Genomic DNA, 26,395 nt, shown 5'->3' on the forward strand with positions numbered 1-26,395 from the left:
AGAAGAAGAGAGCCGACCAATGAGGATCAGCATGCTCAGCAGCAGAGGCACAGGCAGGCGCCGCACGTCCGCCGCCGTCGCCCTCGGCGCCGTACTCGCGCTGACCGCCACCGCCTGCGGTGACGACGGCAGCGGGACCGGCGGCGACAAGGGCGCCGAGGGCAGCGGCAAGGGGAAGATCGTCTTCTGGGACAACAACGGCGGCATCCGTACGGCCGTCTGGAAGGAGATCATCGCCGACTTCGAGAAGGCCAACCCGGACATCGACGTGGAGTACGTCGGGATCGCCGCCACCGAGTACCAGTCCAAGGTCGACACCGCCATCCAGGGCGGGGGCCTGCCGGACGTCGGCGGCGTCACCGCCTCGATGCTCGCGGGCTTCTCCGCCCAGGGCGCGCTGGAGCCGCTGGACGGCCGGCTCACGAAGTCCTCCCTGAACGGGCAGCTCAACAAGGACATGGTCGAGTCCCTGAAGGCGGCCGGCGGCGGCGACGGCACCCTGTACTCGGTGCCGACCTCCGCCAACAACGGCGTCCTCTACTACCGCACCGACCTGTTCGAGAAGGCGGGGCTGGACGCGCCCACGACGTGGGACAAGTTCTACGCCGCCGCCGAGAAGCTGACCGACGCGGGCAAGAACGAGTTCGGCTACACCATCCGCGGCGGCTCCGGCTCCATCGCCCAGGCGCTCGACGCGATGTACGGGCAGTCGGGCATCACCTCGTTCTGGGACGCCGGCAAGAAGAAGACCACCGTCAACGACCCGAAGAACGTCGCGGCTCTGGAGAAGTACGCCGCCCTGTACAAGAAGGTCACGCCGGCCGCCGACGTCAACAACGACTTCGCCAAGATGGTCGCGCAGTGGGACACCGGCACGATCGGCATGCTCAACCACAACCTCGGTTCCTACCAGGACCACGTGAAGGCGCTCGGGGTCGAGAAGTTCCGCGGCATCCCGCAGCCGGTCGGCCCCGGCGGCAAGCGGGTCCAGGTGTCCAACCCGGTCGACGGGCTCGGCGTGTTCAAGAGCTCCAAGAACAAGGAGGCGGCCTGGAAGTTCATCGAGTTCGCCATCTCGAAGGAGCAGAACTCGAAGTTCAACGAGTCGGCGGGGCAGGTGCCGTCCAACACCGGGGCCGGGCAGGACGCGTGGATCCAGCAGGCCGAGCCGACGAAGCTGGCCGCGGAGGCGCTGAACGACGGGTCGACGACCATCGTGCAGCTGCCGTACTACCTGCCGGACTGGAACACGCTGTCCAAGTCGGAGAATGAGCCGGCCTTCCAGAAGGTGCTGCTCGGGGACATGAGCGCGGAGTCGTTCCTCGATGGGCTGGCCGAGAAGCTGAATGCCGCGCAGGCCGACTGGGTTGCGCAGGCGGGTTAGTTCTGTCTGCCGGGTTGCGCCGTGGGACGGCCCGTTGTGTTCGGGCTGCGGGCCGTCCCTGGCTTGTCGCGCAGTTCCCCGCGCCCCTGGGGGGCTGGTCTGCCCCCCGTCGTAAGGCCCCGGTGTGTCACCTCAACAACAAGGAGAGCCGCATTATGCATCTGCGCAGAGTTGGCCTGCTGGCCGGCTGTACCACCCTCGTGCTGACCCTGACCGCCGCCACCGCCCAGGCCCGGCCCGGGCATCACCCTCCGCGTGATGCCGCCCGGCAGACGCTGCCGGCGAAGGACGGGTGGGCCTCGGTGGGGTCCGGGACCACCGGTGGGGCCGCCGCCGAGGCCGCCCGCGTCTTCACCGTGACCGACTGGGACGGCTTCCGTGCCGCCCTCGCCGTCGAGGGGACCGCGCCGAGGATCATCAAGGTGAAGGGGACCGTCGACGCCGTCGCCGAGGGGTGTGACGCCTTCGCCGCGCCCGGCTACGACTTCGACGCCTACCTGGAGAAGTACAGCCCCGAGAACTGGGGCATGGAGACCGACCTGAGCGCCGAGCCCGACGGCAGCCCCGAGGGGCTGCGCCGTGCCTCCGCCGCCCGGCAGGACCTGGCCGTCAAGGTGGAGGTGCCCTCCAACACCACGATCATCGGCGTCGGCCGCGACGCCGGTCTCAAGGGCGCCAGTCTGCAGATCAAGGGCGTGGACAACGTCATCGTCCGCAACCTGACCTTCGAGAGCCCCGTGGACTGCTTCCCGCAGTGGGACCCCACGGACGGCGACACGGGCAACTGGAACTCCGAGTACGACAGCGCCGTCGTGTACGGATCGACGCACGTCTGGCTGGACCACAACACCTTCACCGACGGCGACCACCCCGACAGCGCGGCGCCCACCTACTTCGGCATGCTCTACCAGCAGCACGACGGCCAGCTCGACGTCGTACGCGGAGCCGACCTCGTCACCGCGTCCTGGAACGTGTTCACCGAGCACGACAAGACGATCCTGATCGGCAACAGCGACAGCGAGTCCACCGCCGCCGGCGACCGCGGGCACCTGAAGGTGACCTTCCACCACAACCTGTTCAAGAACCTCGTCGAGCGCGCCCCCCGGGTGCGGTTCGGGCAGGTCGACGTCTACAACAACCACTTCGTGGCCGGCGAGGACTACGCCTACAGCTTCGGCGTGGGCAAGGAGTCCCAGCTCGTCGCCGAGCACAACGCCTTCACGCTGCCCGACGGAGTCAGCGCCTCGAACGTGCTCAAGCGCTGGAACGACGCGCCGCTCACCGCCGCGCACAACCGCGTCAACGGCCGCACCGCCGACCTGATCGCCGAGCACAACGCGGCGAACCCGGACACGCCTGTGCGCTCCGGCGCCGGCTGGACGCCCACCCTGCGCACCAAGGTCCTGCCCGCCTGGGCGGTCCCCTTCGCCGTGGACCACGGCGCGGGCGCCGGACGCCTGCGCTGACCCGAAGGAGCATCCGCATGCCCAGACCCGCCCTGTCCCGCAGGGGATTCCTGGCGACGGCCGCCGGCGCGGGGGCCGCCCTCGGCCTCACCGCCCGCCCCGCCGCCGCCGGGCCCCGGCCCCACCCGCGCCCCTTCGGCCGCCACGGCTCCCCGGCCGCCCGGCGCTCCCCGAAGACCCTGTACGTCGACCCGCACGGCCGCGGCGACTTCACCTCCGTGCAGGACGCCGTGACCGCGGCCGCGGGGAGCGGCTGGACGCTGGTCCTCGCCCCCGGCACCTACCGCGAGACGGTCCTGCTCGACACCGACCGCACCGAGGCGACCTGGATCGGCGCCTCCGGGGATCCGCGCGACGTCGTCATCGTGTACGACAACGCGGCCGGCACCCCCAGGCCGGACGGCTCCGGCACGTACGGCACCAGCGGGTCGGCCACCACCACCCTGCGCGCCGACGGCTTCACCGCCCGCCACCTCACCTTCGCCAACGACTGGCTGCGCGCCGACCACCCCGGCATCACCGGCACCCAGGCCGTCGCGGTCAAGGTCCAGGGCGACCGCTCCGCCTTCCACCACTGCCGCTTCCTCGGTCACCAGGACACCCTCTACGCCGACAGCCGCGACCTCTCCCACTTCGCCCGCCAGTACTACGCGCACTGTCATGCCGAGGGCGACGTCGACTTCGTCTTCGGCCGGGCGACCGCGGTATACGAGCACTGCCGCTTCCGCACCCTGGCCCGCACCGACCTCGACGCCGCCCCCTACGGCTTCGTCTTCGCGCCGTCCACGGCGGGCGCCAACCCGCGCGGCTACCTGGTGACCGGCGGCCGCGTCGACAGTGAGGCCCCCGACGGCTACTACAAGCTGGCCCGCCCCTGGGTGCCCAGCTCGGACAGCACCGCCCGCCCGATGCTCACCGTGCGCGAGACCCGCCTCGGCGCGGGCATCGACGCCCGCGCGCCCTACGCGAACATGCGGGACGAACACCCCTGGCAGCGGCAGCGGTTCCGCGAGTACCGCAACACCGGGCCCGGCGCCGTGGTGACCGTCCCGGAGAACCGGCCCCGGCTCACGCGCGCCGAGGCGGCGGCGCACACGCGGGAGGCGTACCTGGGCGACTGGCGGCCGTACCGGCTCAGGCGCTGACGGGGCCCACCGGGTCCGGCGCTTGACCCGCTGTACGGGTCGCCAACGTCGGCGACCCGTACTCCGACCTCCGGGGCGGCCACGCGGATCGCACGTACAAGCTGCCCAACCCGACGTACTTCGTCGAGTAGCGCGAGGGCGTCAGCCGCCCGCGCGTGGCGTGAAACCGCCCTCCACCGAGTGGTGTCCGGACGCCGCGGTGGCCGTCGCCGAGTAGCGGTCGCCGCGCGCGTCCCGGCCACCGCGCTCGTGGTTGTACTGCCCGGCGAACATCCACTCGCCCGCCGGTACGGTGCGGCCCGGCTTGAGGGTCCACCGGTAGACGAGGAAGCCGTCCCGTGCACCGGCCGTGAACGTGAAGTCGGCCTCCGGCAGCGTGCGCCACGCGCCCGTGGAGGTGACCGAGCCGGTCTGCGCCACCCGCAGTTCGACGGTGAGCGCGGTCAGGGGAGCGCTCGTTCTCAGGGTGATGTTGCTCTGCGCCCAGAACTCGTTGCTGTGCGGGTCCACCGCGCCGGCCGACCACAGCGGGCCGGGCTCCCGCGAACCGGGCGGGGCGGCGACCGGGCGCGGTGCGGCAGCGTTCTCGCCCACCGTCGACGCGGCCAGGGACCCCCCGGCCACCAGCACACCCGCCACCGCGACGGTCGCCCCGGCCACCCGTGCCCAGCCCGGCAGCGCACGGGCCCGCCCACGGTGTCCGGTGGTGCCGTCCCCGGCCGCCATGGAGCGCTCCACCCGGGCCAGGATGCGCGCCCGGTCCGGCTCGTGCGCCCCGGCCGCCCGGCGCAGCCGGGCGCGCAGCTCCGCGTCGGCGTCCCGCCGCCCGGTCATCCTGCCCCTCCCGCGGCCTCGCCGCCGCGCGCGAGCGCCGCGCGCACCTGCCGAGGGGCCGCCCGGGTGCCGAGCAGCCGCTGCAGTTCGGCCACGCCCTTCGAGGTCTGGCTCTTGACCGTGCCCACGGAGACGCCCAGGGCGAGCGCCGTGTCCCGCTCGGAGAGGTCGAACCCGTGCCGCAGCACCACACAGGCCCGCTTGCGGAACGGCAGCCGGCGCAGCGCCTCCCGCACGTCGACCACCCCGGCGACGTCCGGGTTCTCCGTCCGCTGCTCGCGCTGCGACCAGAACAGGGCGGCCCGTCTGCGCTCGCGCACGGCGGCGCGGATACGGGAGCGGGCCAGGTTGGCGACGACACCGCGCGCGTACGCCACCGGGTGGTCGGCCGCGCGCACCCGGTCCCAGCGGTGCCACAGGGCCAGCAGGGCGTCCGCCGCGAGGTCGTCGGCGGCGTCCGGCTCGCCCGTCAGCAGCTGGGCGAGCCGGGCCAGTTCGGCGTAGTGGCGTTCGAAGAAGGCGTGGAACTCCGCGGAGGCGGCGTCGTCGACGGCTCTCCCCACGGGCGGACTCTCCTCGCAGCGGCTTCCCGGCCTCCCCGGCGTCGAACACCGTACGGCAGACCGGATCCGCGGGGGAGGGTCAGCTCCCCAGCGCCGCCTCCATCATCGCCTTGGCCACCGGGGCCGCCAGGCCGTTGCCGCTGACCTCGGAGCGGGCCGCGTCGGACTGCTCGACGATGACCGCCACGGCGACCTCCTTGTCCGAGGAGTCGGACTTGGCGTACGAGGTGAACCAGGCGTACGGCGTCTTGCTGTTGTTCTCGCCGTGCTGGGCCGTGCCCGTCTTGCCGCCCACGGTGGCGCCGGCGATCTGCGCGTTCGACCCGGTGCCCTTGTCGACGACGGTCTGCATCGCCGACTGGAGCTGCTCGGCGGTGTCGGAGCCGACGATCCGCTTCGCGTCCGCGTCGGAGTGGTCCTCCAGGGCGTCGCCGCCGCTGTCGGTGACCTGCGACACCATGTGCGGGGAGACCAGCTCGCCGCCGTTGGCGAGGGCCGCCGAGACCATCGCCATCTGCAGCGGGGTCGCCGTCACGTCGAACTGGCCGATACCCGTGAGGGCGGTCGAGGAGCTGTTCATGTCCTTCGGGTACACGCTGGTGTACGCCCGGACCGGCACGTCCTGCGACGCGTCGTTGAAGCCGAACTTCTCCGCCATGGCGCGCAGCTCGTCCTGGCCGAGGTCGACCGCCATCTTCGCGAACACGTTGTTGCACGAGTACTGGAGCGCGGTGCGGATCGTGGCGTTCTCGCAGGGCGCGTCCGGGTTCTCGTTGGACAGGTCCGTCGTGGTGCCCGGCAGCCGGTACGGGTCCGGGCTGTCGGTCTTCTCGTCCACCGACCCGTACAGCCCGTTCTCCAGCGCGGCGGCCGCGACGACCAGCTTGAAGGTGGAGCCCGGCGGCAGCGGCTGGCGCAGCGCGCGGTTGGTCAGTGGCTTGTCCGGGTCCTCGGTGAGCTTCTCCCAGGCCTCGCCCGCGGTGTTGGCGTCGGTGAGCGACGTCGGGTCGTACGAGGGGGTCGACACGACCGACAGGATCCTGCCCGTCTTCGGGTCGATCGCGACGGCGGCGCCCTTCGTCTCGCCCAGGGCGTCGAACCCGGCCTTCTGCACGGCCGGGTCGATGGTCGTGACCACGTTGCCCGGCTCGGCGCGCGTATCGGTGATCGTGTCCATGACGGTCTTGAGCCGCGGGTCCGTGCCGTTGAGCACGTCCTGGTAGATGCCCTCCAGCTGGGTCGGCGCGTACGCCTGCGAGGCGTAGCCCGTCACGGCCGCGTACAGCTTGCCGTTCTCGTACGTGCGTTTGTGGGCGAGGTCGCTCCCCTCCGTGGGCGCCGAGCCGGTGACCGACCGGCCGGCCACGATGATGTTCCCGAGCGGCTCCGCGTACGTCTCGATCGCGTTGCGCCGGTTGTCCTTGCTGTCCGCGAGCGCCCGGCCCTCGTAGAACTGCACCCAGGTCGCCCTGATCAGCAGAGCGAACACCAGGAGCAGCGTGAGGACCGATGCGCGCCTGATCGTCTTGTTCATCCCGCTGACAGGACGAACGGGGCAGGGCCGATCGTTCCATGTGCCCCGTTTTCTCATCGTCCGTTCATGTGGCCGGTCATGGGGCGGTCCTCGTGAAGCCCGCCTCGTAGGCGCGGATCACCGCCTGGGTGCGGTCCCGGCTGCCGGTCTTCGCCAGCACCGACGCCACGTGTGTCTTCACCGTGGCCGGGCCCACCGCCATCCGCGCCGCGATCTCCGCGTTGGTCAGGCCGGTCGCCATCAGGCGCAGCACCGCGCCCTCGCGTTCGGTGAGCCGTGCCACCCAGGCCGGCGGGGCGGGGTTCGCGCGGGCGTGCTCGGCGGCCAGCGTCCGCACCGCCGACGGGAACAGCAGCGTGTCGCTGTGCGCCACCAGCCGCACCGCGCGGACGAGGGTGTCGGCGTCGGCCCGCTTGAGCAGGAACCCGGCGGCCCCGGCGCGCAGGGCGTCGTACACGTAGGAGTCGTTCTCGAAGGTGGTCACGACCACGACGCGGGGCGGCTCGGCGACGGTGGCGAGGATCTGCTCGGTGGCGCGGATGCCGTCGACGCCGGGCATGCGGACGTCCATCAGGACCACGTCCGGCGCGGTCTCCCGCACCACGGACACCGCCTCGGCACCGGTGGCCGCCTCCCCGGCCACCTCCAGGTCCGCCTCGGCGGAGAGGATGGCACGCAGCGCGGTGCGGACCATCCGCTCGTCGTCGGCGAGCACGATCCGGATCGGCGGGCGGGTCACGGGGTCTCCTCGGGGCGGGGGGCGTTCTGGCGTCCTACTGATTCCGGCGGGTATGCGGCCCGAGTGGTTCTTGCGGGGCCCTGGGTCCGGTCGAGGGCCCTCCCGTGCCGGGGTTCGGGGGCCGGGCCCGGCCGGAGCGTGGCTGGTTGGCGATTCTCCGTCCCGGGGCGGCGAGGGTGCTTGCCGTGGTCACCCGTGATCCGGGGACTTCCTCGGGCAGGAGCACCGGCGGTGTGCCGTCACCCGTTCCGTTCACTGTGGCCCGGGGCGGCAGAGCGCTTTCCGTGGGCCGGTCTGTGGTCCGGGACTTCGTGGCCGGGCGGGAGCGCCGAAGTCCGGCGCCGGCGGCCATGTTCTCTCCGGCCCAGGGCGCACGGGGTGCCTGAGCGGTCCGGCCTGTGGGCCGGGACGTTTCTTCGGCCAGGGGCGTCGAACCCCGCCGCCTGCGGCCGACGGCCCCCGGGCCCGGCGCCGGACGCGTCACGTGGTCTCCCTCAGGGGCAGGCGAACGTCGAGGCGCCAGGTGTCTCCCTCGGCGCGGGCCTCGGCCGCGCCGCCCAGCAGGCGGGCGCGGTCGGTGATGCCGCGCAGGCCGTGGCCGCCGCCGGGGCGCGTGGTGCGGGCCTCACCGAGGGGGTTCTCGACGGAGATCCGCAGGTCGTCGTCGCACACGTCGACGCGCAGCGCCACGCTGACGTCCGCGCCCGCGTGCCGGAGCGCGTTGCTCAGCCCCTCCTGCACGATGCGGTACGCCTCGCGCGAGACCAGCGGTGGCAGCGCCCCGGGGTCGGCGGTGACCGCGGCCATCACCCGCAGTCCGCCCGCGCGGGTGCGGTGCAGCAGCCCGTCGAGGTCGGCGGCGAGCGTCGGCGCCGGCGCGGTGCCGGGGGCGTCGCCGTCGCGCAGTACGCCCAGGACGGCGTCGAGTTCGCCGACCGTGCGACGGGTGGTGTCCTCGATCGCGGCCAGCGCCTCGCGGACGAACTCCGGATCGCTGTCCAGGAGCCGGCGAGCCGCGCTCGCCTGGAGGGTGACCGCGCTCAGCGCGTGGCCGACGGAGTCGTGCAGCTCGCGCGCGAGCCGGTTGCGGACGGCGAGCGCGGCGGCGCGGGCCTCGGCCGCCGCGACCCGGTCCTCGGCGGAGGGGCCGAGCAACGCGGGCGCCCAGCGGGCCAGCAGTGTGCCGCAGGCGGCGGCGCACCCGGCGAGCGCGACCAGCATCGCGGCGCCCGCGACCGGCGCGAGCGCGAGCGACCAGCTGTGCTGGAGGACACCGGGCAGCCCCATCCGTTCGTCCCGCAGGGCCGGCACGAACGGCAGCACAATCAGCGCGGCCGCGAACGGCGGCAGCGCGAGCGACATCCCCGCGATGACGCCGCCGAAGCCCAGGTGCAGCGTGAACCAGGCCGCCGTGCGCCCCTTCTCGCCCTTGGTGCGGGCGGGCCCGTGGGCGAGCCGGCCCGGCTCGACCCCGCACAGCGACCGCACGACGCCGGACTCCAGCGGCCGGGTGAGCGGGAAGAGCGAGGTGACGGCGGCCAGCGGCAGTCCGACGGCGAACGAGGCCAGTTGCAGGCGCAGCGAGCCGAAGACGTCCGCGTCCCCGGCGACCGGGCCGACGACGACCGAGGCGACCAGGACGTACGGCATGGCGAGCGCGCCGCCGAGGATCAGGTGGATCCACCGCAGCCGCGCCCGCCGCCCGAACAGCAGCCCCGCGAACGCGGTCACGGCCGGATGCCGAGGGCGGCCGACCGCCGGACGAGGAAGTGGGTGCCGACTGACGCGAGGAGCAGACCGACGGTCATCTGGCCAGCGTAGGTGAGCGTCATCAGCGCTGTCGGCCGGTCGGCGGGATCGTCGGCCGGTGCCAGAGTGGCGAGCAGCACCCAGCCGCCCCAGCAGGCCGCGGCGCCGGAACAGACCCAGGTCGACGCCAGCGGCACCGCGACCGGCAGAACACGGCCGCGGCGGAAGACGAGCAACAGGGCGCCGACGACGGCCCCGACGAGGAACGCGACGTGCGTGCCGTCCAGGACCTGGAAGTCGGTCGTGCGGTTCTCGTCCCCGAGCCCCGCCGTGCCACCGCACGCCCAGTACAGCCGGACGGCGAGCGGGAGGGAGGCGAGGATCGCCGTGGCGACGGCGACGGCCCGGTACGGCGCCCCGACGACGCCGACCGGGAGTTCCCGCAGCCGACCGCGCCACAGATGTCCCCAGCGGTCCCGGGCGTAGAGCACGAACAGCGCCCCGAGGGCGAGCCCCTGCACGATGAACCCCGTGTACACGACCCCGAACACCCATTCCTGGAGGAAGGGTTCGCGCCCCGGACCGGGCGCCGTCGCGGTGTCGCCGCCCAGCGCCCGCGTGAGCAGCTGCAGCGGGAACCCGGCCATGATCGGCGCGAGCAGCCCCGTGGCGACCCACATGGGGAACGCCAGCAGCCACGCGGGCACCCGCAGGCCCCACGGCCGGGTCAGCACCAGGGCCAGGACGATCACACAGCTGTCCAGCAGGACCGAGACCCCGTTGGCGACGATCATGGTCACCCGGTGGTCCAGCAGGGCGCTGCCCTCCGGAACGCCGGTCCGGCTCCCCGCGATCCAGGCGGCCTTGAGCCCGAGGTACGGGAGGCAGGAGAGCACGGCCACCGCGCGCAGCAGCCGGCGGGCCCGGGTGGGCCCCGGCACCGTGGCGGCCGGTGCGGGCGTGGGTGCGAACGTCTGCGTCATGCCTCCACGTTCCCGTGCGGACACCCCCGGGCACGTCACGCGCGGCGACGATCCGCCTCCGCCGCGCGGCGGAGGGGGTCAGCGCGCGAGGTGGAGGACGACCTCGTCGATCTCCTCGCCCCGCGCCGCCGCGAAGCCCCTGGCCCGGGCGGTCGTCTCGAAGCCGCACTTCTCCAGCACGCGCCGCGACCCGGCGTTGTCGGCCGCCGCGCGGGCGTACAGCGGGCGGTCCGGCACCTCGGCGAGCAGGGCCTTCAGCGCGGCCGTCGCCACCCCGCGGCCCCAGTACGCCCGGTCCACCCAGTAGGTGACCTCGCGCTCGCCCGGCTCCCCGTACACCGCCGCGCTGCCCACGACGTCACCGTCGCCGAGGATGGTCCGCACGACGTCGGCGGAGGCCCGGATCCTGCTCCAGTGGGCCGCGAACGCGTCCCAGTCGGCCGGGTCCTTCGGCGTGAAGGCCGCCATGCGCAGGGCCTCGGGATCGTTCATCTGCCGGAAAAACACGGGCAGATCGCTGTCGTGGACGTCGCGCAGTGCGATGAGCATGGCTCAGAGCCTACGCGTGGCCAGTGTCAGCCGGTCCCGGGCGTCGAACAGCGCGTCCTTCACCATCTGTTCGTGCGCGGGCGTCAGCCGCGCCACCGGCACCGAGCAGCTGATCGCGTCCCGCGCGGGGGTGCGGTAGGGCACCGCCACGCCGAAGCAGCGCAGCCCCAGCGTGTTCTCCTCGCGGTCCACGGCGAAGCCCTGCTCGCGCACCAGGCGCAGCTCCTCGATGAGCTTCTCCCGGTCGGTGATGGTGTGCTCGGTGAGCGCGGGCAGCGTCTCGGGCAGCATCTTGCGGACCTGCTCGTCGGTGTACGTGCTCAGCAGCGCCTTGCCCAGCGAGGTCGAGTGCGCGGGCAGCCGCCGGCCGACCCGGGTGAACGGCCGCAGGTAGTGCTGCGACTGCCGGGTGGCCAGATAGACGACGTTCGTGCCGTCCAGGCGCGCCAGGTGGATGGTCTCCGTCGTGTCGTCGGAGAGCCGGTCCAGCGTCGGCCGGGCCGCCGCGACCACCTCGTCGCCGTCGATGTACGAGGTGCCGACCAGCAGCGCCCGTACGCCGATGCCGTACCGCGTGCCCGTGGCGTCCGTCTCCACCCAGCCCAGCTCCACCAGCGTGCGCAGCAGCATGTAGAGACTGGACTTGGGATAGCCGACGGCCTCCTGGACCGACGCGAGGGAGTGCATACCGGGGCGTCCGGCGAAGTACTCGAGCAGTTCAACCGTCCGCACCGCGGACTTGACCTGCGCTCCGCCCCCCGTCTCGCCAGCCGACATCGCCCTTGACCCCTTCGTTCGCCGGGAAATAGTCTCGAACAGCATATTCATCATCAGAGACAGCGTTCAGTATATCGAACGGTCGGACGCAGAGCACGTGGAGGGACCCGCGGTGGCAGCAGCACCAGTCTGGAGTGTCGACCCCCGTACCGGGAAGCAGCGTGAACAGGTCGCGGTGGAGGCCACCGCCCAGGAGGTGGACGACGCCGTCCGCGCCGCGCACGCCGCCCGGAGCGCCCTCGCGGACCGTACCGTCCGCGCGGCCTTCCTGCGCGGTGCCGCCGACGAACTGAAGGCCGCCGAGGACACGCTGGTCGAGGTCGCCGACGCGGAGACCGCGCTGGGGCCGGTCCGGCTCACCGGCGAACTGGCCCGCACCTGCTACCAGCTGCGCGCCTTCGCGGACATCGTCGACGAGGGCGAGTTCCTCGGTGTCGTGGTCAACCACCCCGACGACACCGCCACCCCGCCCATCCCGGACCTGCGCCGCTACAAGGTGCCCCTCGGCGTCGTCGCGGTCTACTCCGCCTCCAACTTCCCGTTCGCCTTCTCCGTCCCCGGCGGCGACACCGCCAGCGCCCTCGCGGCCGGCTGCCCGGTCGTCGTCAAGGCCCACCCCGACCACCCGGCCCTGTCCGAACTGGTCGCCAAGGTGCTGCGCCGCGCCGCGGCCCGGCACGGCATCCCGGACGGCGTCCTCGGTCTGGTGCACGGTTTCGAGGCGGGCATCGAGCTGATCGGGCACCCGCTGGTCGCCGCGGCCGGTTTCACCGGATCCGTACGGGGCGGCCGCGCGCTCTTCGACGCGGCGGCGGCGCGGCCGGTGCCCATCCCCTTCCACGGCGAGCTGGGCTCGCTGAACCCGGTCGTCGTCACGGAGGCGGCGGCCGCCGAGCGGGCGGACGCGATCGGCGCGGGGCTGGCCGGCTCGATGACCCTGGGCGTCGGCCAGTTCTGCGTGAAGCCGGGCCTGGTCCTGGTGCCGGCGGGCGCCGCCGGGGACGGCCTGGTCAAGACGCTCACGGACGCGGTCAGCGACACCGACGCCGGGGTCCTGCTCGACCACCGCATGCGGGACAACTTCGTCGCCGGCGTCGCCGAGCGCGCGGCGCTGCCCGACGTGGACTCGCCGGTGACGCCGGGCGCGGGCGGCGAGCACACCGTCGCCGCCGGGTTCCTCACCGTGCCGGCCGCGCGGCTCGCGGCGGAGGGGGAGCACGATCTGCTCCTGGAGGAGTGCTTCGGGCCGGTCACCGTGGTGGCCCGCTACCAGGACGAGGACGAGGTACGGGGCGTGCTGTCGCGGCTGCCGGGGAACCTCACGGCGACCGTGCAGCTCTCCTCCGGGGAGGTCGCGGGGGAGGGGAGTGGTGCCGAGCTTCTCGGTGCGGTGACGCCGCTGGCGGGGCGGGTGCTGGTGAACGGGTGGCCGACGGGGGTCGCCGTGGCGGCGGCCCAGCATCACGGGGGGCCGTATCCCGCTACGACGTCGACGTCCACGTCGGTGGGTGGGACTGCTGTGGAGCGGTGGCTGCGGCCGGTGGCGTATCAGGGGGTGCCGGAGGCTCTGCTGCCGGTGGAACTGCGGGATGACAATCCGTTGGGGTTGCCTCGGCGGTTCAACGGGGTGCTTGAGCGGTAGCGGTAGCGCCGTGGGGGTGCGGGTTCGTTGCGGGGTGCGGCTCCGTTGTGGCTTGTCGCGCAGTTCCCCGCGCCCCTGGGGCATTCACCGGGCCTGAGAGGATCGATCCATGGATGTTGAACTTCCCGAACTGCCCTTCCCCCTCCGCCCCTACGGACCCGACGGTGACTGGTCCTACGAAGGCGGTGTGCTCACCGGGGTGGCCGGGGCCCGGCAGGACCGGTTCGTGACGCCGACCGGGGAGGCGCTGGACACGCCCTCCGACGCGCCCCGGCTGCTCGGCGCCCCCGACGGGGACTTCCAGCTCGTCGCCAGGGTCACCGTCGGGTTCAAGGGCGCCTTCGACGCCGGGGTGCTCTACGTGCACGTCGGCGAGCGGGCGTGGGCCAAGCTGTGCCTGGAGTACTCGCCGGACGTGCCCACCGTCTGCACGGTGGTCACCCGGGGACACTCCGACGACTGCAACTCCTTCACCGTGGACGGGAGTTCCGTCTGGTTCCGGGTCAGCCGCAGCGGCCGGGCCTTCGCCTTCCACGCCTCGCTCGACGGCGAGTGCTGGACCTTCGTCCGGCTCTTCACGCTCGGCGACGCGGAGGAGACCGGTGCGGCCCTGGTCGGATTCCTGGCCCAGGCGCCGACGGGGGAGGGCTGCGTCGTGACGTACGACCGCCTGGAGTTCCGGCCGGGCTGGCCGGCGGACCTGCGCGACGGCAGCTGACGCAACCGGCGGGGTGGTCGCGCGCGTCCTGCGGTGCATGATCAGCGAACGTGTGACCGGAAGCAGGGTGATCCGCACCGTCCTGCCCGCCGAGGCCGAGACCGTCGCCGCCCTGCACGCCCGGGCCCGGGCGACGTACTACCCCGACGGGCTGCCCGACGACGGTCTCGACTGGGTGGCCCTCTGGCGCACCGCCGTGGAGCGGACCGACGGGCACGTGCTGTGCGCGGTGGAACAGGGGCGCATCGCCGCCATCGCCTCGTTCCGGGTCCCGGAGGACGGAGCGGCGGACACGGTCAAGCTCTTCCAGTTCCACGTCGACCCCGCCCACTGGCGCGCCGGCCTCGGCACCGCCCTGCACGCCGCCTGCGTCGAGCAGTGGCAGGCCGACGGCCGGCGGGCGGCGGTGCTGGACGTGCACGTCGACAACCGGCGGGCGCAGGCCTTCTACGCCCGCCTGGGCTGGGTCCCGGACCCGGAGAACCCGCCCGCCGAGGGCGATCACCACCTGTTCCTGCGGTTCCGGGTGCCCGGGGAATGAGGCTCGCTGCTTGAACGTTCACGTATGGGCGCGGAGAGGGCCTCCGCTTACCCGTACGACCTGGAGAAGAGCCGAGACATGCGCGTCGAGATCTGGAGCGACATCGCCTGCCCGTGGTGCTACGTGGGCAAGGCCCGCTTCGAGAAGGCGCTGGCGGCCTTCCCGCACCGGGACGGCGTCGAGGTGGTCCACCGGTCGTTCGAGCTGGACCCCGGGCGGGCCAAGGACGACGTGCAGCCGGTGCTGACCATGCTCACCGCCAAGTACGGCATGAGCGAGGCGCAGGCGCGGGCCGGCGAGGACAACCTCGGCGCGCAGGCCGCCGCCGAGGGCCTGGACTACCGCACCCGCGACCGCGACCACGGCAGCACCTTCGACATGCACCGGCTGCTGCACCTCGCCAAGGAGCGGGGCCGCCACGACGCCCTGCTGGACGCCCTATACCGGGCCAACTTCGCCGAGGAGCGCTCCGTCTTCAACGACGACGAGCGGCTCGTGGAGCTGGCCGCCGCCGCGGGTCTGGACGCCGACGAGGCCCGCACGGTCCTCGCCGACCCCGCCGCCTACGCCGACGGGGTCCGCGCCGACGAGCGGGAGGCCGCGCAGCTCGGGGCCACCGGAGTGCCGTTCTTCGTGCTCGACCGGGCCTACGGCGTCTCCGGCGCCCAGCCCGCCGAGGTCTTCGCCCAGGCGCTGACGCAGGCGTGGGGCGAGCGCACCCCGCTGAAGCTGATCGACGACGGCGGCGCGGAGGCGTGCGGTCCCGACGGCTGTGCGGTGCCGGGGGCCGAGAACCCCAGGTGAGGGCGCGTACATAAGCGTTGCTTGGAGGAACCGCGTAGAAATACGCAATGGACGGGGAGGTCACGGGGCCGCACAGTGGTGCCATGGAGAGCTTCGAGAATCTCGTCCGTGCCGAGTTCGCCCCGAAGACCACGTACCTCAACACCGCCAGTACCGGCCTGCTGCCCGCCAGGACCCTCGTCGCGATGCGGGACGCGGCGGCGTCGGCCGCGGCCGGGCAGCCGCTCGACATGTTCGCAAGCGTCGAGGCCTGCCGGTCCGCCTACGCCCGGCTCGTGGGGGTGCCCGCCACCCGGGTCGCGGCCGGTGCCTCGGTGGCCACCTACAGCGGCCTGGTCGCCGCCGCACTGCCCGCGGGCGCCGAAGTCCTCACCGCCGAGGCCGACTTCGCCTCGCTGGTGAACCCCTTGCACATGCGGGGCGACCTCAAGGTGCGCAGTGTGCCCCTGGAGCGCCTCGCCGAGTCGGTGGGCCCTCAGACCGCGCTCGTCGCGGTCAGCTCGGTCCAGTCGGCCGACGGGCGGATCGCCGACCTCGCGGCGCTGCGGGACGCGGCCCGGGCGCACGGGGCGCGGACGCTGATCGACGTCTCCCAGGGGAACGGCTGGCTGCCGACGGCAGCGGACGACTTCGACTTCGTGGTCGCCGTCGCCTACAAGTGGGTGCTCTGCCCGCGCGGCGTCGCCTTCCTCGTCGTACCGGAGGACCTGGGGGTGTCGGCCGGGCTGACGCCGCTGTTCGCCGGATGGGCGTCGGGGGAGCGCCCCTGGGACAGCTGCTACGGCCCCGTCCAGGAGCTGGCGCACTCCGCCCGGCGCTACGACGAGAGCCCCGCGCTGTTCTCCTACAGCGGTGCCAGGCACTCGCTGGCGCTGATCGAGGAGCTGGGCGTGGACGCCGTGCACGCGCACGACACCGGTCTCGCCGACCGGTTCCGCGCGGGGGTGCTGTCGCTGGGCCACGAGCCGGTGGCCGCGCCGGGCTCCGCCATCGTGTCCGTGCCCGGCCTCGGCGGGCGCAGGGACGAGGTGAGCCGGGCCGGCGTCGAGGTCTCCGACCGGGCGGGCAACCTGCGGGCCGCCTTCCACCTGTACAACACGGCGGCGGACGTCGACCGGCTGCTGGACGTGCTGGCGGGCTGAGAACGTGCATCGGGCAGGAGCCTCCCGTCCCACACGAAAGGCCCCTGCCCGAGTTCAGACGCGGGTCACCGCACCGGGGTGAAGTCCCGCGCGCCGATGAACTCCGGCCGCCGGATCGGTGCCGCGAACGGCTCGACGGCGGTGTTCTCGACGCTGTTGAAGACGATGAACACGTTGCTGCGCGGGAACGGCGTGATGTTGTCGCCCGACCCGTGCATGCAGTTGCAGTCGAACCAGGTCGCCGAACCGGCCTTGCCGGTGAACAGCTTGATGCCGTACTCCGAGGCCATCTTCGTCAAGGCCTCGTCGGACGGTGTCCCCGCGTCCTGCATCATCAGGGACTTCTTGTAGTTGTCCTTCGGCGTGGCCCCCGCGCACCCGAGGAACGTCTTGTGCGACCCCGGCATGATCATGAGACCGCCGTTGGTGTCGTAGTTCTCGGTGAGCGCGATCGAGACCGAGATCGTCCGCATGTTCGGCAGACCGTCCTCGGCGTGCCAGGTCTCGAAGTCCGAGTGCCAGTAGAAGCCGCTCGCGCCGAAACCGGGCTTGACGTTGATCCGCGACTGGTGGACGTAGACGTCCGAGCCGAGGATCTGCCGGGCCCGTCCGACCACGCGTTCGTCCCGCACGAGGTTGGCGAAGATCTCGCTGATCCTGTGCACCTCGAAGACCGAGCGGATCTCCTTGGACTGCGGCTCCACGATCGAGCGCTCGTCCGCGCGGATGGCCGGGTCGGTCGTGAGCCGCTCCAGCTCCCGCTGGTAGACCGCCACCTCGTCCGGCCCGATGAGCTGGTCGATGGCGAGGAAGCCGTCGCGGTCCAGGGACTGGAGGTCACCCTGCGAGACCGGACCGGGCGTGTCGGGGGAGCCCCAGACGACCGGGTCCTGCCGGGGGGTTGCCACCTCGGTGGCGCCGCGGGTGGGATAGAGATCGGTGACGTTCGTGGTCATGGTCACGATGACTTACACCTCCTCGGTGAGCAGCGGGTAGACGCCGTTCTCGTCGTGGTCCTCCCGTCCGGTCACGGGCGGGTTGAAGACGCACAGGCAGTGGAAGTCCTCCTTGACCTTGAGCGTGTGCCGCTCATGGCCGTTGAGGAGGTACATCGTGCCCGGCGTGATGGTGTACGTCTTCCCCGTCTCGCGGTCGGTCAACTCGGCTTCGCCCTTGGTACAGACGACGGCCTCGATGTGGTTCGCGTACCACATCGACGTCTCCGTACCCGCGTACAGAATCGTCTCGTGGAGGGAGAAGCCGACCTTCTCCTTCGCGAGGACGATGCGCTTGCTCTCCCAGGTGCCGGACGCCGATTTCACGTGCCGGTCGGTGCCTTCGATCTCCTTGAACGAACGGACGATCACGGTGTTGCGATGCCTCCTAGATGAAGGGTGTGCAGGGTCCCCGGCGCCCTCGGTCACGCGGGCCGAAGGCGCCGGAAGCAGTGGTGGTGTCAGGCCGTCTCACGCACGGCCCGGGCGAGGGTCTTCATGCCCTCGTCCAGCTCTTCGGGCGTGATGGTGAGCGCCGGGAGCAGCTTGACGACCTCGCTCTCGGGGCCGGACGTCTCGATCAGCAGCCCCAGCTCGAAGGCGCGCTTGGCGACCTTCCCCGCGCGGTCCTTGTCGTGGAACTCCAGGCCCCAGACCAGGCCGCGGCCCCGGTACTCCTTGACGTCCGCGAGGTTCTCCTCGGTGATGGCGATCATGTGCTGCTCGACCTGTTCACCGCGGGCGCGGGTCTGCTTCTCCATCGCCGACCCGTCGGCCCAGTACGCCTCCAGCGTGGCGGTCGCGGTGACGAAGGCCGGGTTGTTGCCGCGGAAGGTGCCGTTGTGCTCGCCCGGCTCCCAGACGTCCAGCTCCGGCTTGAACAGGCACAGCGACATCGGCAGGCCGTAGCCGCTGATCGACTTGGACACGGTCACGATGTCCGGCGTGATGCCCGCCTCCTCGAAGGAGAAGAAGGCGCCGGTCCGGCCGCAGCCCATCTGGATGTCGTCCACGATGAGAAGCATGTCCTGGCGTGCGCACAATTCCGACAAGGCGCGCAGCCACTCGGGCCGGGCGACGTTGATGCCGCCCTCGCCCTGCACCGTCTCGACGATCACGGCGGCCGGCTTGTTCAGGCCGGAGCCCTGGTCCTCGAGCAGCCGCTCGAACCACAGGAAGTCCTCGACGGTGCCGTCGAAGTAGTTGTCGAACGGCATCGGCGTGCCGTGCACCAGCGGGATGCCGGCCCCGGCCCGCTTGAAGGCGTTGCCGGTCACGGCCAGCGAGCCCAGCGACATGCCGTGGAAGGCGTTGGTGAACGACACGATCGACTCGCGCCCCTTCACCTTGCGCGCCAGCTTGAGGGCGGACTCCACGGCGTTGGTGCCCGTCGGGCCCGGGAACATGACCTTGTACGGCAGGTCGCGCTTGCGCAGGATGATGTCCTGGAACGTCTCCAGGAAGCGGCGCTTCGCGGTGGTCGACATGTCGAGGCCGTGCGTGACGCCGTCCCGCTCCAGGTAGTCGATCAGCGCGCGTTTCAGGACCGCGTTGTTGTGCCCGTAGTTGAGAGAGCCTGCTCCGGCGAAGAAGTCGAGGTACTCGTGGCCGTCCTCGTCGTACATGCGGCTGCCCACAGCACGGTCGAACACGGTGGGCCAGCCGCGGCAGTAGCTACGCACCTCGGACTCGACGGTCTCGAAGACGCTGAGGTCGGGCTGGGTGATGGTCACGACGAATCGCTCCTCGTTGGGTGAGGGTGGGAGAGGGAGTCGTACGAATCCGGCGGGAACCGGTGCGGTCCCGGCGGGAAGTCTGTGGGGCCGGACGGTCAGGGGTGCCCTGCCGTCGGGCGTCCGGCGGGTCAGCCGACTGCGGTCAGGGGACCGATGCGGTACAGGACCTCGGGCTCGTGCGGCCCGTCCGGGAAGAGGTCCGTGTCGAACAGCACCTCGCGATCGAGCCGGGCACCGTGCCGCTCGGCGAACGAGGTGAACAACCGCTGGGACGCGGTGTTGTCGGGGGAGATGGTGGTCTCCAAGGTCGTCGTCGCGCACTCCGCGACAGTGCGGGCGACCAGCCCGTCGAGCAGTGAAGCCGCGAGCCTTCGTCCACGGTACGCCTCGTCCACGGCCACCTGCCACACCAGCAGCGTGTCCGGCCGGTCGGGCCGGATGTAGCCGGTGATGAAGCCGACCGGCACCCCGTGCCCGTCGCGGGCAACGGCCGAGGTGGCGGCGAAGTCCCGGCACCAGAGCAGGTAGCTGTAGGACGAGTTCAGGTCGAGGACCTTGGAATCCTTGGCTATCCGCCACAGGGCGGCGCCGTCGGCCACTCTCGGACGATCGATTTGCAGGTCTGCTTGCGCGGCAGTCATGCAAATTGAATTTACCGAGGGAATTTCAAAATTGCATCGTCGGATGGGGTTACGGATCGCTGCCCCGTGTGTTATCACGCGGGCGCGTACCTCCGCGCGAGCCGACGGCAACTTGTGGTGATTTGACCCGGTCAAACGTCGCGAAGCGGACAGCATGTGGATCGGGTCACAATCTCGTAACCCATGCGCGACGTGTCCGAAATGCGTGGCTCCGCGTTCGTGGAATCTTTGTGTTTAGGTCAAGAGAAAGCGGGCAGAAGAATATGGGATCCTGTGCTGGACGGGAATTCCCCCATTGTGTAGGTGCGGGATAAGGGAATTCCCTTGAATTCAGGCTCCGGAAAGGCCGGCTCCGGCCGGCCGCTCCCAGGCGTCCCCGGCGGCCCGTCGGGCGCCCTCCGGATCCGCCTTCCGCCCCGTCTCCGTCAGCGCGGCACCCAGTGCCGTCAGGCAGCCCTGTACGGCCATGAGCGTCGCGTCCGGACCATAGTGGTTGACCCGGACCATCTCGCCGGCCAGCGCGCCCCCGCCCGCGGCCAGCGGCAGTGCGGGGTCGGCCGCCAGGGCCCGGGCCACCAGCGCGGACGCGTCGACGTCCGGCGGCGTCCGCAGGGTCGTGGCGACCGGCGCCGCCTCCCTCGCCTCGTACACGTACGGCTCCAGGCCGCCCAGCGCGAGGGCGCCGGCCCGGGTGGCCGCCGCGGCCGCCGCGTGCCGAGCCCTCACCGTCCTGGGGCCCTCCGCCTCGATGCGCTCCACGCAGGCCTCCAGCGCGAGCATCTCCAGCTGGGCCGGGGCGTGCAGCAGCGCCTTGCGGCCGCCGTCGATCCAGCGCTCCTTCCAGTCCAGCAGCGAGAGGTACGACCGGCGCGGTGCCGCCGGGTTCGCCGCCATCCGCGCCCACGCCCGCTCGCTGACCGACACCGCCGAGACCCCGGCCGGACCGCCCATCGCCTTCTGCGCGCCGATCACGCACAGGTCCACGCCCCACGCGTCCGGCAGCACCGGCTCGGCGCCCACGGAGGCCACGGCGTCCAGGTAGAAGAGCGCGCCCTGCTCCCGGACGGCCTCGCCGATCTCCGCGACGGGGTTGGTGTTGCCGGTCGCCGCCTCGGCGTGCACCAGGGACACGAAGTCGATCTCCGGGTGCTCGGCGAAGGCCCCGCGGACCTGCTCGGGGGAGACGGCCGTGTGGAACGGCACGGCGAGGTCGTGCACGGTCGCGCCGCAGTCCCGCAGCCAGTTCCCGAAGGTCTGCCCGTACGGCCCGGTGACGATGTTGAGCGCGACGGTGCCCGGCCCCGCGGCTCCACGGATCGCGCCCTCCAGCGGCAGCAGCGCCTCACCCTGCATGACCACGACGTCCTGCGCGGTCCCGAGCAGACGCGCGACCCGGTCCTCGATCGCGGCGAAGCGACCGGCGGTCAGCGGGGGGAGGTCCAGGAGCGGGTGGGTCACGTCGGGCTCTCTTCAGTACGGGCAGGTGTACGGAACGTACGAGTCGAGAGTAACCACGACCTCTCCCACCACTCGCCACCGACTCCATCCGTTGCGACACCCCCACGCCCGGAATTGTGGCTTCCGCTACAGCGGTGGGCAGCTGCGGGCTGATGAACTCCCCTCTGTGTTCGCTGTTCTGACGCTCCTCCTCGTCGCGGGGGCCACGGCCGTCGTCCTCGGCCGGGCCGCCCGGAACGGGGCGCGCCGCGAGGGCCGGGCACCCGCCGCGCCACCGGCCGCCGCTTCCCCGGCCGCCGGTGCGCCGTTGCGGGTGCTCGCCGGATGCGCCGCCGCCGGGGCGGCCCTGCTGTACGGCTGGGGCGCGCTGTGCGTGGCCTTCGCGGTCATGGAGGCGGAGGACGGCGGCACCGGCTCCGCACCACTGCGGCCCTGCCGCACGGGCGAACACCCGGAGCTGTCGGCGCGCGTCGTCGACTACTCGGTCTCCTGGCTGCCCCTCGGCTTCCGCTGCGAGACCGCCGACGGCGACGGCTACGCCTCCGACGAGGTCCCCGGCTACGTCAACCCGGGCACCGCCGTCCTCGCCCTGACCGCCGCGGGCAGCGCCGTCGCGGCCGGGTACGCGACCGGACAGCGGGCTCGCGCCGCGGCGCGGAACGGCGGCGGCGACCGGCCTTCCGAACACCCCCGGGGGCCGGTTTAGGGTGCGAGCATGAGCGATCGCGCGGTGCTGCACGTCAAGGGTCGGGTGCTCGTCGGACCGGACGAGGTCCGCGACGAGGTGTGGGTGATCGACGGCCGGGTCTCCTACGACCGGCCCGCCGGCGCCACCGACGTCCGCACCGTCGAGGGCTGGGCGCTGCCCGGCCTGGTCGACGCGCACTGTCACGTCGGCCTCGACCAGCACGGCGCCGTCCCGGAGGACGTGGCCGAGAAGCAGGCGCTGACCGACCGGGACGCGGGCACGCTGCTCATCCGTGACGCGGGCTCACCGTCCGACACCCGCTGGATCGACGACCGCGAGGACCTCCCGAAGATCATCCGGGCCGGCCGGCACATCGCCCGCACCCGCCGGTACATCCGCAACTACGCCTGGGAGGTCGAGCCGGACGACCTCGTCGCCTACGTCGCCCAGGAGGCCCGCCGCGGCGACGGCTGGGTGAAGCTGGTCGGCGACTGGATCGACCGCGACCTCGGCGACCTGTCGGCCTGCTGGCCGCGCGGCGCCGTCGAGGCGGCGATCGCGGAGGCCCACCGTCTCGGCGCCCGCGTCACCGCGCACTGCTTCGCCGAGGACTCCCTGCGCGACCTGGTCGAGGCCGGCATCGACTGCGTCGAGCACGCCACGGGCCTCACGGACGACACCATCCCGCTCTTCGCCGAACGGGGCGTCGCCATCGTGCCGACCCTCGTCAACATCGCCACCTTCCCCGCCCTCGCCGACGGCGGCGAGTCCCGCTTCCCGCGCTGGTCGGCCCACATGCGGCGACTGCACGAACGCCGCTACGACACCGTGCGCAGCGCCTACGACGCCGGTGTCCCCGTCTTCGTCGGCACCGACGCGGGCGGCTCCCTGGCCCACGGCCTGGCCGCGGCGGAGGTCGGCGAGCTGGTCACCGCCGGCATCCCGCCCCTGGAGGCCCTCGCCGCGACCACCTGGGCCGCGCGCAGCTGGCTCGGGCGACCCGGCCTGGACGAGGGGGCGCCGGCGGACCTGGTGGTGTACGACGAGGATCCGCGCGCCGACGTGCGCGTGCTCGCCGCTCCGCGCCGGGTGGTGCTGAACGGGCGGGTCGTCGGTTAGCCGACGGGAGTGACGGCGGCGAACACCCGTGCCGGAAGATTCGAAAGGGCTCGCCAAAACTCCACGAAGGGGTGAAGTGACCCTGGATCGCTGACGGTTCGGCGTGCGCGGGGACATTCTTTCCGGGTCCCAAGCATGTCGCTCATGCGTGTCCCGCACGCATGTCTCACTGGGGGTCCCACCACCTTGAACGGCAACACCTTCCGCATGCCCGCACGCCGCCTCACCACCGTCGCCGCGGCCACGGTCCTGGCCGCCGGCCCCGCGACCCTGGCCGGCGCGGGCGCCGCCCACGCGACCGGCGACCACGGCCGTGCGAGCGCCACCGTGCTGCGCACCGGGCTCGACGTCTCCCTGCTCAACAAGACCGTGAACGTCCCGCTCGCGGTCACCCTCAACGAGGTGCAGGCCCCCGAGAGCGCCGAGAAGACCGCACTGACCGCCCGGCTGGACGGCGTCGACGGCGGCAGGCCCTTCAGCGTCCTGCGCGCCGACGTGGCCGAGGCCGGGGCCACCGCGGACGCCGGGAAGAGCGAGGGCCGCACCAAGCTCGCGGGCGCCCGGCTGCACGTCCCCGGGCTGCCGCTGCTGTCGGTGATCGAGGTCGAGCAGGTCACCTCCAGGGCGACCTGCGAGGCCGGGAAGAAGCCGGCCGCCGAGGCCAACCTGCTGGGCGCCGTGACGGTCCTCGGCAAGAAGGTCACGCTGACCACGGCCGGGACGACGGACGTGAAGGTGCCCGGCGTCGGCGAGGTGCGGCTCGACCTGTCGAAGACCGAGACCACCTCCCGTACGGCCGCCGCCACCGCGCTCGAACTGAAGGTGTCCGTCAACCCGCTCGACCTGAACGTCGCCGAGGTGCACGGCACCGTCACCCTGGCGAAGGCGACCTGCGAGGCACCGACGGCGCCCGCGGACGAGGCCGAGCAGCCCCCCGTGAAGGCCGAGGAGCCCCCGGCCGGCCAGGAGGCCGAGCCCGCCGCCGAGCCGGCGGCCGACGCCAGGCCCCAGGGCGCCCGCGCCGAGGCCGACCTCGCCGAGACGGGCGGCAGCTCCGCGACCCCGTACGTCGCGGCCGGCGCCGCGGCCCTGGTCCTGGCGGGCGGCGGAGCACTGGTCCTGGCCCGACGCGGCCGCGGCTGACGCGTCGGAGAGACGGCGGCACATGCGGCGACCGGCGTGGCCGGCCGCCGCAGACCCCGTAGGGGCCGGCCTCGGGGCGTGCGTGCGGGGGCGGTCCCGTCGGCGCGCGTCCCGCCCGGGGCGAGCCCTGTGAGGGCGGATGCGCTCCCGTGCCTCGCGGCCGGGGGTGTCATCTCGGGCCGGGTGGGCGGACGGACGGTGCCGGGGGCCGCTGGCGTGCCTTCCGCCCGGGGCGAGGACCGGGGGTGGATGCGCTGCCGTGCTTCGCGGCCGGGGGTGTCATCTCGGGCCGGGTGGGCGGACGGACGGTGCCGGGGGCCGCTGGCGTGCCTTCCGCCCGGGGCGAGGACCGGGGGTGGATGCGCTGCCGTGCTTCGCGGGCGGGGGGAGGGTGTCACCTCGGGCCGGGTGGGCGGTGGCAGGCGGCGGTGTCAGGCCGGGGTCGGTATCGCCCGCTCCAGTGCCCGCAGGAATCTGTCCGACGTGGCGCGGTCCCGGACCGCGAGGCGCAGCCACTCCTCGTCCAGGCCGGGGAAGGTGTCCCCGCGCCGTACCGCGAATCCGAGGCCGCGCAGCCGGTGGCGTACCGCGGCGGCGTGCGGGAGGCGGACGAGGACGAAGGGGCCCTCGGCGGGCTCGACGACCCGCAGGCCGGCCCCGGCGAACTCCCCGAGCCCGGCGACCAGATGGGCCCGGTCCGCGGCGACGCGGTGGGCGGCGTGGGCCGCCTCCGCCAGCGCGGGAGTCGACACACACGCCTCGGCCGCCGCCAGCGCGGGAGTCGACACCGGCCACAGGGGCTGCGCCCGCTCCAGCTCGGCCACCGTGTCGGGCGCCGCCAGGACGTAGCCGATGCGCAGCCCCGCCAGCCCCCACGTCTTGGTCAGGCTGCGCAGGACGACCAGCCCGGGTACGTCGGTGCGCCCGGCCAGCGCCTCCCGCTCGCCCGGCACCGCGTCCATGAACGCCTCGTCCACGACCAGGGTCCGGCCGGGACGGGCCAGCCCCGCGAGCACGCCCGCCGGGTGCAGGACCGACGTCGGGTTGGTCGGGTTGCCGACCACCACCAGGTCGGCGCCCTCCGGGACGGCCGCCGGATCGAGGCGGAAGCCGTCCGCGGCCCGCAGCAGCACCCGGTCGACCGTGTGCCCGGCGTCCCGCAGCGCCGCCTCGGGCTCGGTGAACTGGGGGTGCACCACGACCGGCCGCCGCACCTTCAGCGCCCGCGCCAGCAGCACGAACGCCTCCGCCGCCCCCGCCGTCAGCAGCACCCGCTCCACCGGCAGCCCGTGCCGCGCCGCCACCGCGGCCCGCGCCGCCCGCCCGTCGGGGTAGGCGGCCAGCGAGCCCAGCGAGGCGGCCACGCGCTCGCGCAGCCACACCGGGGGCGTGTCCGCGCGGACGTTCACCGCGAGGTCCACCAGCGCCGAGCCGTCGTCGCGCACCTCGGCGTCGCCGTGGTGCCGCAGGTCATGGCCCAGGGTTCCCGCCTCAGTGCGCATGGGAGTGTGCGTGTCCATACGCGTGATGGTGCCGCACCCCGTCCTCCGCCCCGGCGCCCGGGTCCGCCGTCCCGCCCCCGGACCGGCGTACCATCGCGCAGGTAGCCCGTGCCGGACGCCCCGCCGATCTGCGCTTGGGCACGAGGAGCGCTCCGCCACCCGCCAGCGCCGCCGCCTCGGCGACCGACGCGGTGCCCACGGCGGCGAACGCGGCACCGGAGGGATGGGGCACCCCGACCGCCGCCAGCTCCGCGGCGCTGTAGGTCACCAGCGGCACGCCCAGCCGCTCGGCGGCCCCGGCGATCCCGGGCTCCGCGGCCTTCGTGTCCAGGGTGGCCAGCTCCGTGACCGACGCGGCCGTCAGCCCCGCCTCGCCCAGCACCCGCGCCACCAGCGCGAGCACCTCGTCGACCGGCACGCCCCGGGACGCGCCGACACCGACGACGACCGACGACGCGGGCCGCACCGCACGTCCGGGCACGGAATCCGCCCCCGTCCCGCTCGTCCCGCGCATATTTACCGCCGTCGCCGCTGTCGTGCGCG

The 26,395-nt window shown here is 73.1% G+C and carries 25 protein-coding genes and 2 pseudogenes; 12 read left to right on the forward strand and 15 right to left on the reverse strand.

Translation table 11 applies throughout. From position 1 onward, the window contains the following. The first annotated feature begins 19 nt into the window (after positions 1-19). The 4 genes and pseudogenes from ACFW01_RS23380 to ACFW01_RS23395 all read left to right on the forward strand — a co-directional run. Entirely contained in the window at positions 20-1,384 is a 1,365-nt protein-coding gene (locus ACFW01_RS23380; protein ID WP_234953363.1) for a sugar ABC transporter substrate-binding protein, read from the forward strand. Positions 1,385-1,539: 155 nt separating this feature from the next. Next, a complete protein-coding gene (locus tag ACFW01_RS23385) occupies positions 1,540-2,850 on the forward strand; it encodes a polysaccharide lyase family 1 protein (protein ID WP_384506268.1) in 1,311 nt (436 codons plus the stop codon). Positions 2,851-2,867: 17 nt separating this feature from the next. Next, positions 2,868-3,995, forward strand: coding sequence for a pectinesterase family protein (locus ACFW01_RS23390; RefSeq protein ID WP_234953359.1), 1,128 nt, complete (start codon positions 2,868-2,870; stop codon positions 3,993-3,995). Between the two features lie 38 nt (positions 3,996-4,033). Then, positions 4,034-4,126: pseudogene (locus ACFW01_RS23395) on the forward strand (Secreted acid phosphatase); the annotation flags it as partial. Positions 4,127-4,136: 10 nt separating this feature from the next. Here ACFW01_RS23395 and ACFW01_RS23400 read toward each other — a convergent pair. The 8 genes from ACFW01_RS23400 to ACFW01_RS23435 all read right to left on the reverse strand — a co-directional run bounded on the left by ACFW01_RS23400 (position 4,137) and on the right by ACFW01_RS23435 (position 11,723). Then, complete coding sequence (locus ACFW01_RS23400; protein ID WP_384506271.1) at positions 4,137-4,829, reverse strand: hypothetical protein; 693 nt, start codon at positions 4,827-4,829, stop codon at positions 4,137-4,139. After that, on the reverse strand, positions 4,826-5,392 hold the full coding sequence (locus ACFW01_RS23405) for a SigE family RNA polymerase sigma factor (RefSeq protein ID WP_234953355.1): 567 nt from the start codon (positions 5,390-5,392) through the stop codon (positions 4,826-4,828). The genes ACFW01_RS23400 and ACFW01_RS23405 overlap by 4 nt, the downstream gene beginning before the upstream one ends. 79 nt (positions 5,393-5,471) lie before the next feature. Continuing rightward, the gene (locus ACFW01_RS23410; RefSeq protein ID WP_384506275.1) at positions 5,472-6,926 is read right to left on the reverse strand and encodes a peptidoglycan D,D-transpeptidase FtsI family protein; all 1,455 of its coding nucleotides are present in this window, start codon (positions 6,924-6,926) and stop codon (positions 5,472-5,474) included. A 76-nt stretch (positions 6,927-7,002) separates the two neighbouring features. Further along, the gene (locus ACFW01_RS23415; RefSeq protein ID WP_234953351.1) at positions 7,003-7,665 is read right to left on the reverse strand and encodes a response regulator transcription factor; all 663 of its coding nucleotides are present in this window, start codon (positions 7,663-7,665) and stop codon (positions 7,003-7,005) included. Between the two features lie 480 nt (positions 7,666-8,145). Further along, positions 8,146-9,396, reverse strand: a complete 1,251-nt coding sequence (locus tag ACFW01_RS23420; protein WP_234953349.1) for a histidine kinase — start codon at positions 9,394-9,396, stop codon at positions 8,146-8,148. Beyond that, positions 9,393-10,397 carry a hypothetical protein gene (locus ACFW01_RS23425; protein WP_234953347.1) on the reverse strand — a complete coding sequence of 335 codons (1,005 nt, stop codon included), beginning with the start codon at positions 10,395-10,397 and terminating at the stop codon, positions 9,393-9,395. The genes ACFW01_RS23420 and ACFW01_RS23425 overlap by 4 nt, the downstream gene beginning before the upstream one ends. 78 nt (positions 10,398-10,475) lie before the next feature. Next, positions 10,476-10,946, reverse strand: coding sequence for a GNAT family N-acetyltransferase (locus tag ACFW01_RS23430; protein ID WP_384506280.1), 471 nt, complete (start codon positions 10,944-10,946; stop codon positions 10,476-10,478). Positions 10,947-10,949: 3 nt separating this feature from the next. Beyond that, positions 10,950-11,723, reverse strand: a complete 774-nt coding sequence (locus ACFW01_RS23435) for an IclR family transcriptional regulator (protein ID WP_125494587.1) — start codon at positions 11,721-11,723, stop codon at positions 10,950-10,952. A 112-nt stretch (positions 11,724-11,835) separates the two neighbouring features. On the opposite strand from ACFW01_RS23435, the gene ACFW01_RS23440 reads away from it, so the two are divergent. The 5 genes from ACFW01_RS23440 to ACFW01_RS23460 all read left to right on the forward strand — a co-directional run bounded on the left by ACFW01_RS23440 (position 11,836) and on the right by ACFW01_RS23460 (position 16,570). Beyond that, on the forward strand, positions 11,836-13,365 hold the full coding sequence (locus tag ACFW01_RS23440; RefSeq protein ID WP_234953343.1) for an aldehyde dehydrogenase (NADP(+)): 1,530 nt from the start codon (positions 11,836-11,838) through the stop codon (positions 13,363-13,365). Positions 13,366-13,474: 109 nt separating this feature from the next. Then, complete coding sequence (locus tag ACFW01_RS23445; RefSeq protein WP_384506283.1) at positions 13,475-14,083, forward strand: DUF1349 domain-containing protein; 609 nt, start codon at positions 13,475-13,477, stop codon at positions 14,081-14,083. A 37-nt stretch (positions 14,084-14,120) separates the two neighbouring features. Continuing rightward, positions 14,121-14,624, forward strand: coding sequence for a GNAT family N-acetyltransferase (locus ACFW01_RS23450; protein WP_234953339.1), 504 nt, complete (start codon positions 14,121-14,123; stop codon positions 14,622-14,624). 78 nt (positions 14,625-14,702) lie between these two features. Then, positions 14,703-15,428, forward strand: a complete 726-nt coding sequence (locus ACFW01_RS23455) for a DsbA family oxidoreductase (protein ID WP_234954625.1) — start codon at positions 14,703-14,705, stop codon at positions 15,426-15,428. A 47-nt stretch (positions 15,429-15,475) separates the two neighbouring features. Next, complete coding sequence (locus ACFW01_RS23460; RefSeq protein ID WP_234953337.1) at positions 15,476-16,570, forward strand: aminotransferase class V-fold PLP-dependent enzyme; 1,095 nt, start codon at positions 15,476-15,478, stop codon at positions 16,568-16,570. A 65-nt stretch (positions 16,571-16,635) separates the two neighbouring features. Here the strand turns inward: ACFW01_RS23460 and thpD are convergent, their stop codons facing one another. The 5 genes from thpD to ACFW01_RS23485 form a co-directional block, all read right to left on the reverse strand. Then, positions 16,636-17,535: an ectoine hydroxylase gene (gene thpD / locus ACFW01_RS23465; protein ID WP_234954623.1), complete on the reverse strand. Its 900-nt coding sequence runs from the start codon at positions 17,533-17,535 to the stop codon at positions 16,636-16,638. A 3-nt stretch (positions 17,536-17,538) separates the two neighbouring features. Further along, positions 17,539-17,937: an ectoine synthase gene (locus ACFW01_RS23470; protein ID WP_121746346.1), complete on the reverse strand. Its 399-nt coding sequence runs from the start codon at positions 17,935-17,937 to the stop codon at positions 17,539-17,541. Between the two features lie 89 nt (positions 17,938-18,026). After that, complete coding sequence (gene ectB, locus ACFW01_RS23475; RefSeq protein WP_234953335.1) at positions 18,027-19,298, reverse strand: diaminobutyrate--2-oxoglutarate transaminase; 1,272 nt, start codon at positions 19,296-19,298, stop codon at positions 18,027-18,029. Between the two features lie 131 nt (positions 19,299-19,429). Next, positions 19,430-19,942, reverse strand: a complete 513-nt coding sequence (gene ectA / locus ACFW01_RS23480) for a diaminobutyrate acetyltransferase (RefSeq protein ID WP_384506287.1) — start codon at positions 19,940-19,942, stop codon at positions 19,430-19,432. Positions 19,943-20,272: 330 nt separating this feature from the next. Next, on the reverse strand, positions 20,273-21,400 hold the full coding sequence (locus ACFW01_RS23485) for a pyridoxal-phosphate-dependent aminotransferase family protein (RefSeq protein WP_384506290.1): 1,128 nt from the start codon (positions 21,398-21,400) through the stop codon (positions 20,273-20,275). A gap of 166 nt (positions 21,401-21,566) precedes the next feature. On the opposite strand from ACFW01_RS23485, the gene ACFW01_RS23490 reads away from it, so the two are divergent. The 3 genes from ACFW01_RS23490 to ACFW01_RS23500 all read left to right on the forward strand — a co-directional run bounded on the left by ACFW01_RS23490 (position 21,567) and on the right by ACFW01_RS23500 (position 24,350). Next, on the forward strand, positions 21,567-22,106 hold the full coding sequence (locus ACFW01_RS23490) for a hypothetical protein (RefSeq protein ID WP_384506292.1): 540 nt from the start codon (positions 21,567-21,569) through the stop codon (positions 22,104-22,106). A 9-nt stretch (positions 22,107-22,115) separates the two neighbouring features. Beyond that, a complete protein-coding gene (locus ACFW01_RS23495; RefSeq protein ID WP_384506295.1) occupies positions 22,116-23,207 on the forward strand; it encodes an amidohydrolase family protein in 1,092 nt (363 codons plus the stop codon). A gap of 186 nt (positions 23,208-23,393) precedes the next feature. Further along, positions 23,394-24,350 carry an SCO1860 family LAETG-anchored protein gene (locus tag ACFW01_RS23500; protein ID WP_234953328.1) on the forward strand — a complete coding sequence of 319 codons (957 nt, stop codon included), beginning with the start codon at positions 23,394-23,396 and terminating at the stop codon, positions 24,348-24,350. Between the two features lie 431 nt (positions 24,351-24,781). Here ACFW01_RS23500 and cobC read toward each other — a convergent pair whose 3' ends face one another. Together cobC and ACFW01_RS23510 are read right to left on the reverse strand one after the other, a co-directional pair. After that, entirely contained in the window at positions 24,782-25,870 is a 1,089-nt protein-coding gene (gene cobC / locus ACFW01_RS23505; RefSeq protein WP_234953326.1) for an Rv2231c family pyridoxal phosphate-dependent protein CobC, read from the reverse strand. A gap of 22 nt (positions 25,871-25,892) precedes the next feature. Continuing rightward, a pseudogene (locus ACFW01_RS23510) lies at positions 25,893-26,366 on the reverse strand (cobalamin biosynthesis protein); the annotation flags it as partial. Positions 26,367-26,395: the final 29 nt, after the last annotated feature.

Origin of the sequence: Streptomyces sp. NPDC058985, from assembly GCF_042740985.1 — a bacterium.
Taxonomy (GTDB): domain Bacteria; phylum Actinomycetota; class Actinomycetes; order Streptomycetales; family Streptomycetaceae; genus Streptomyces.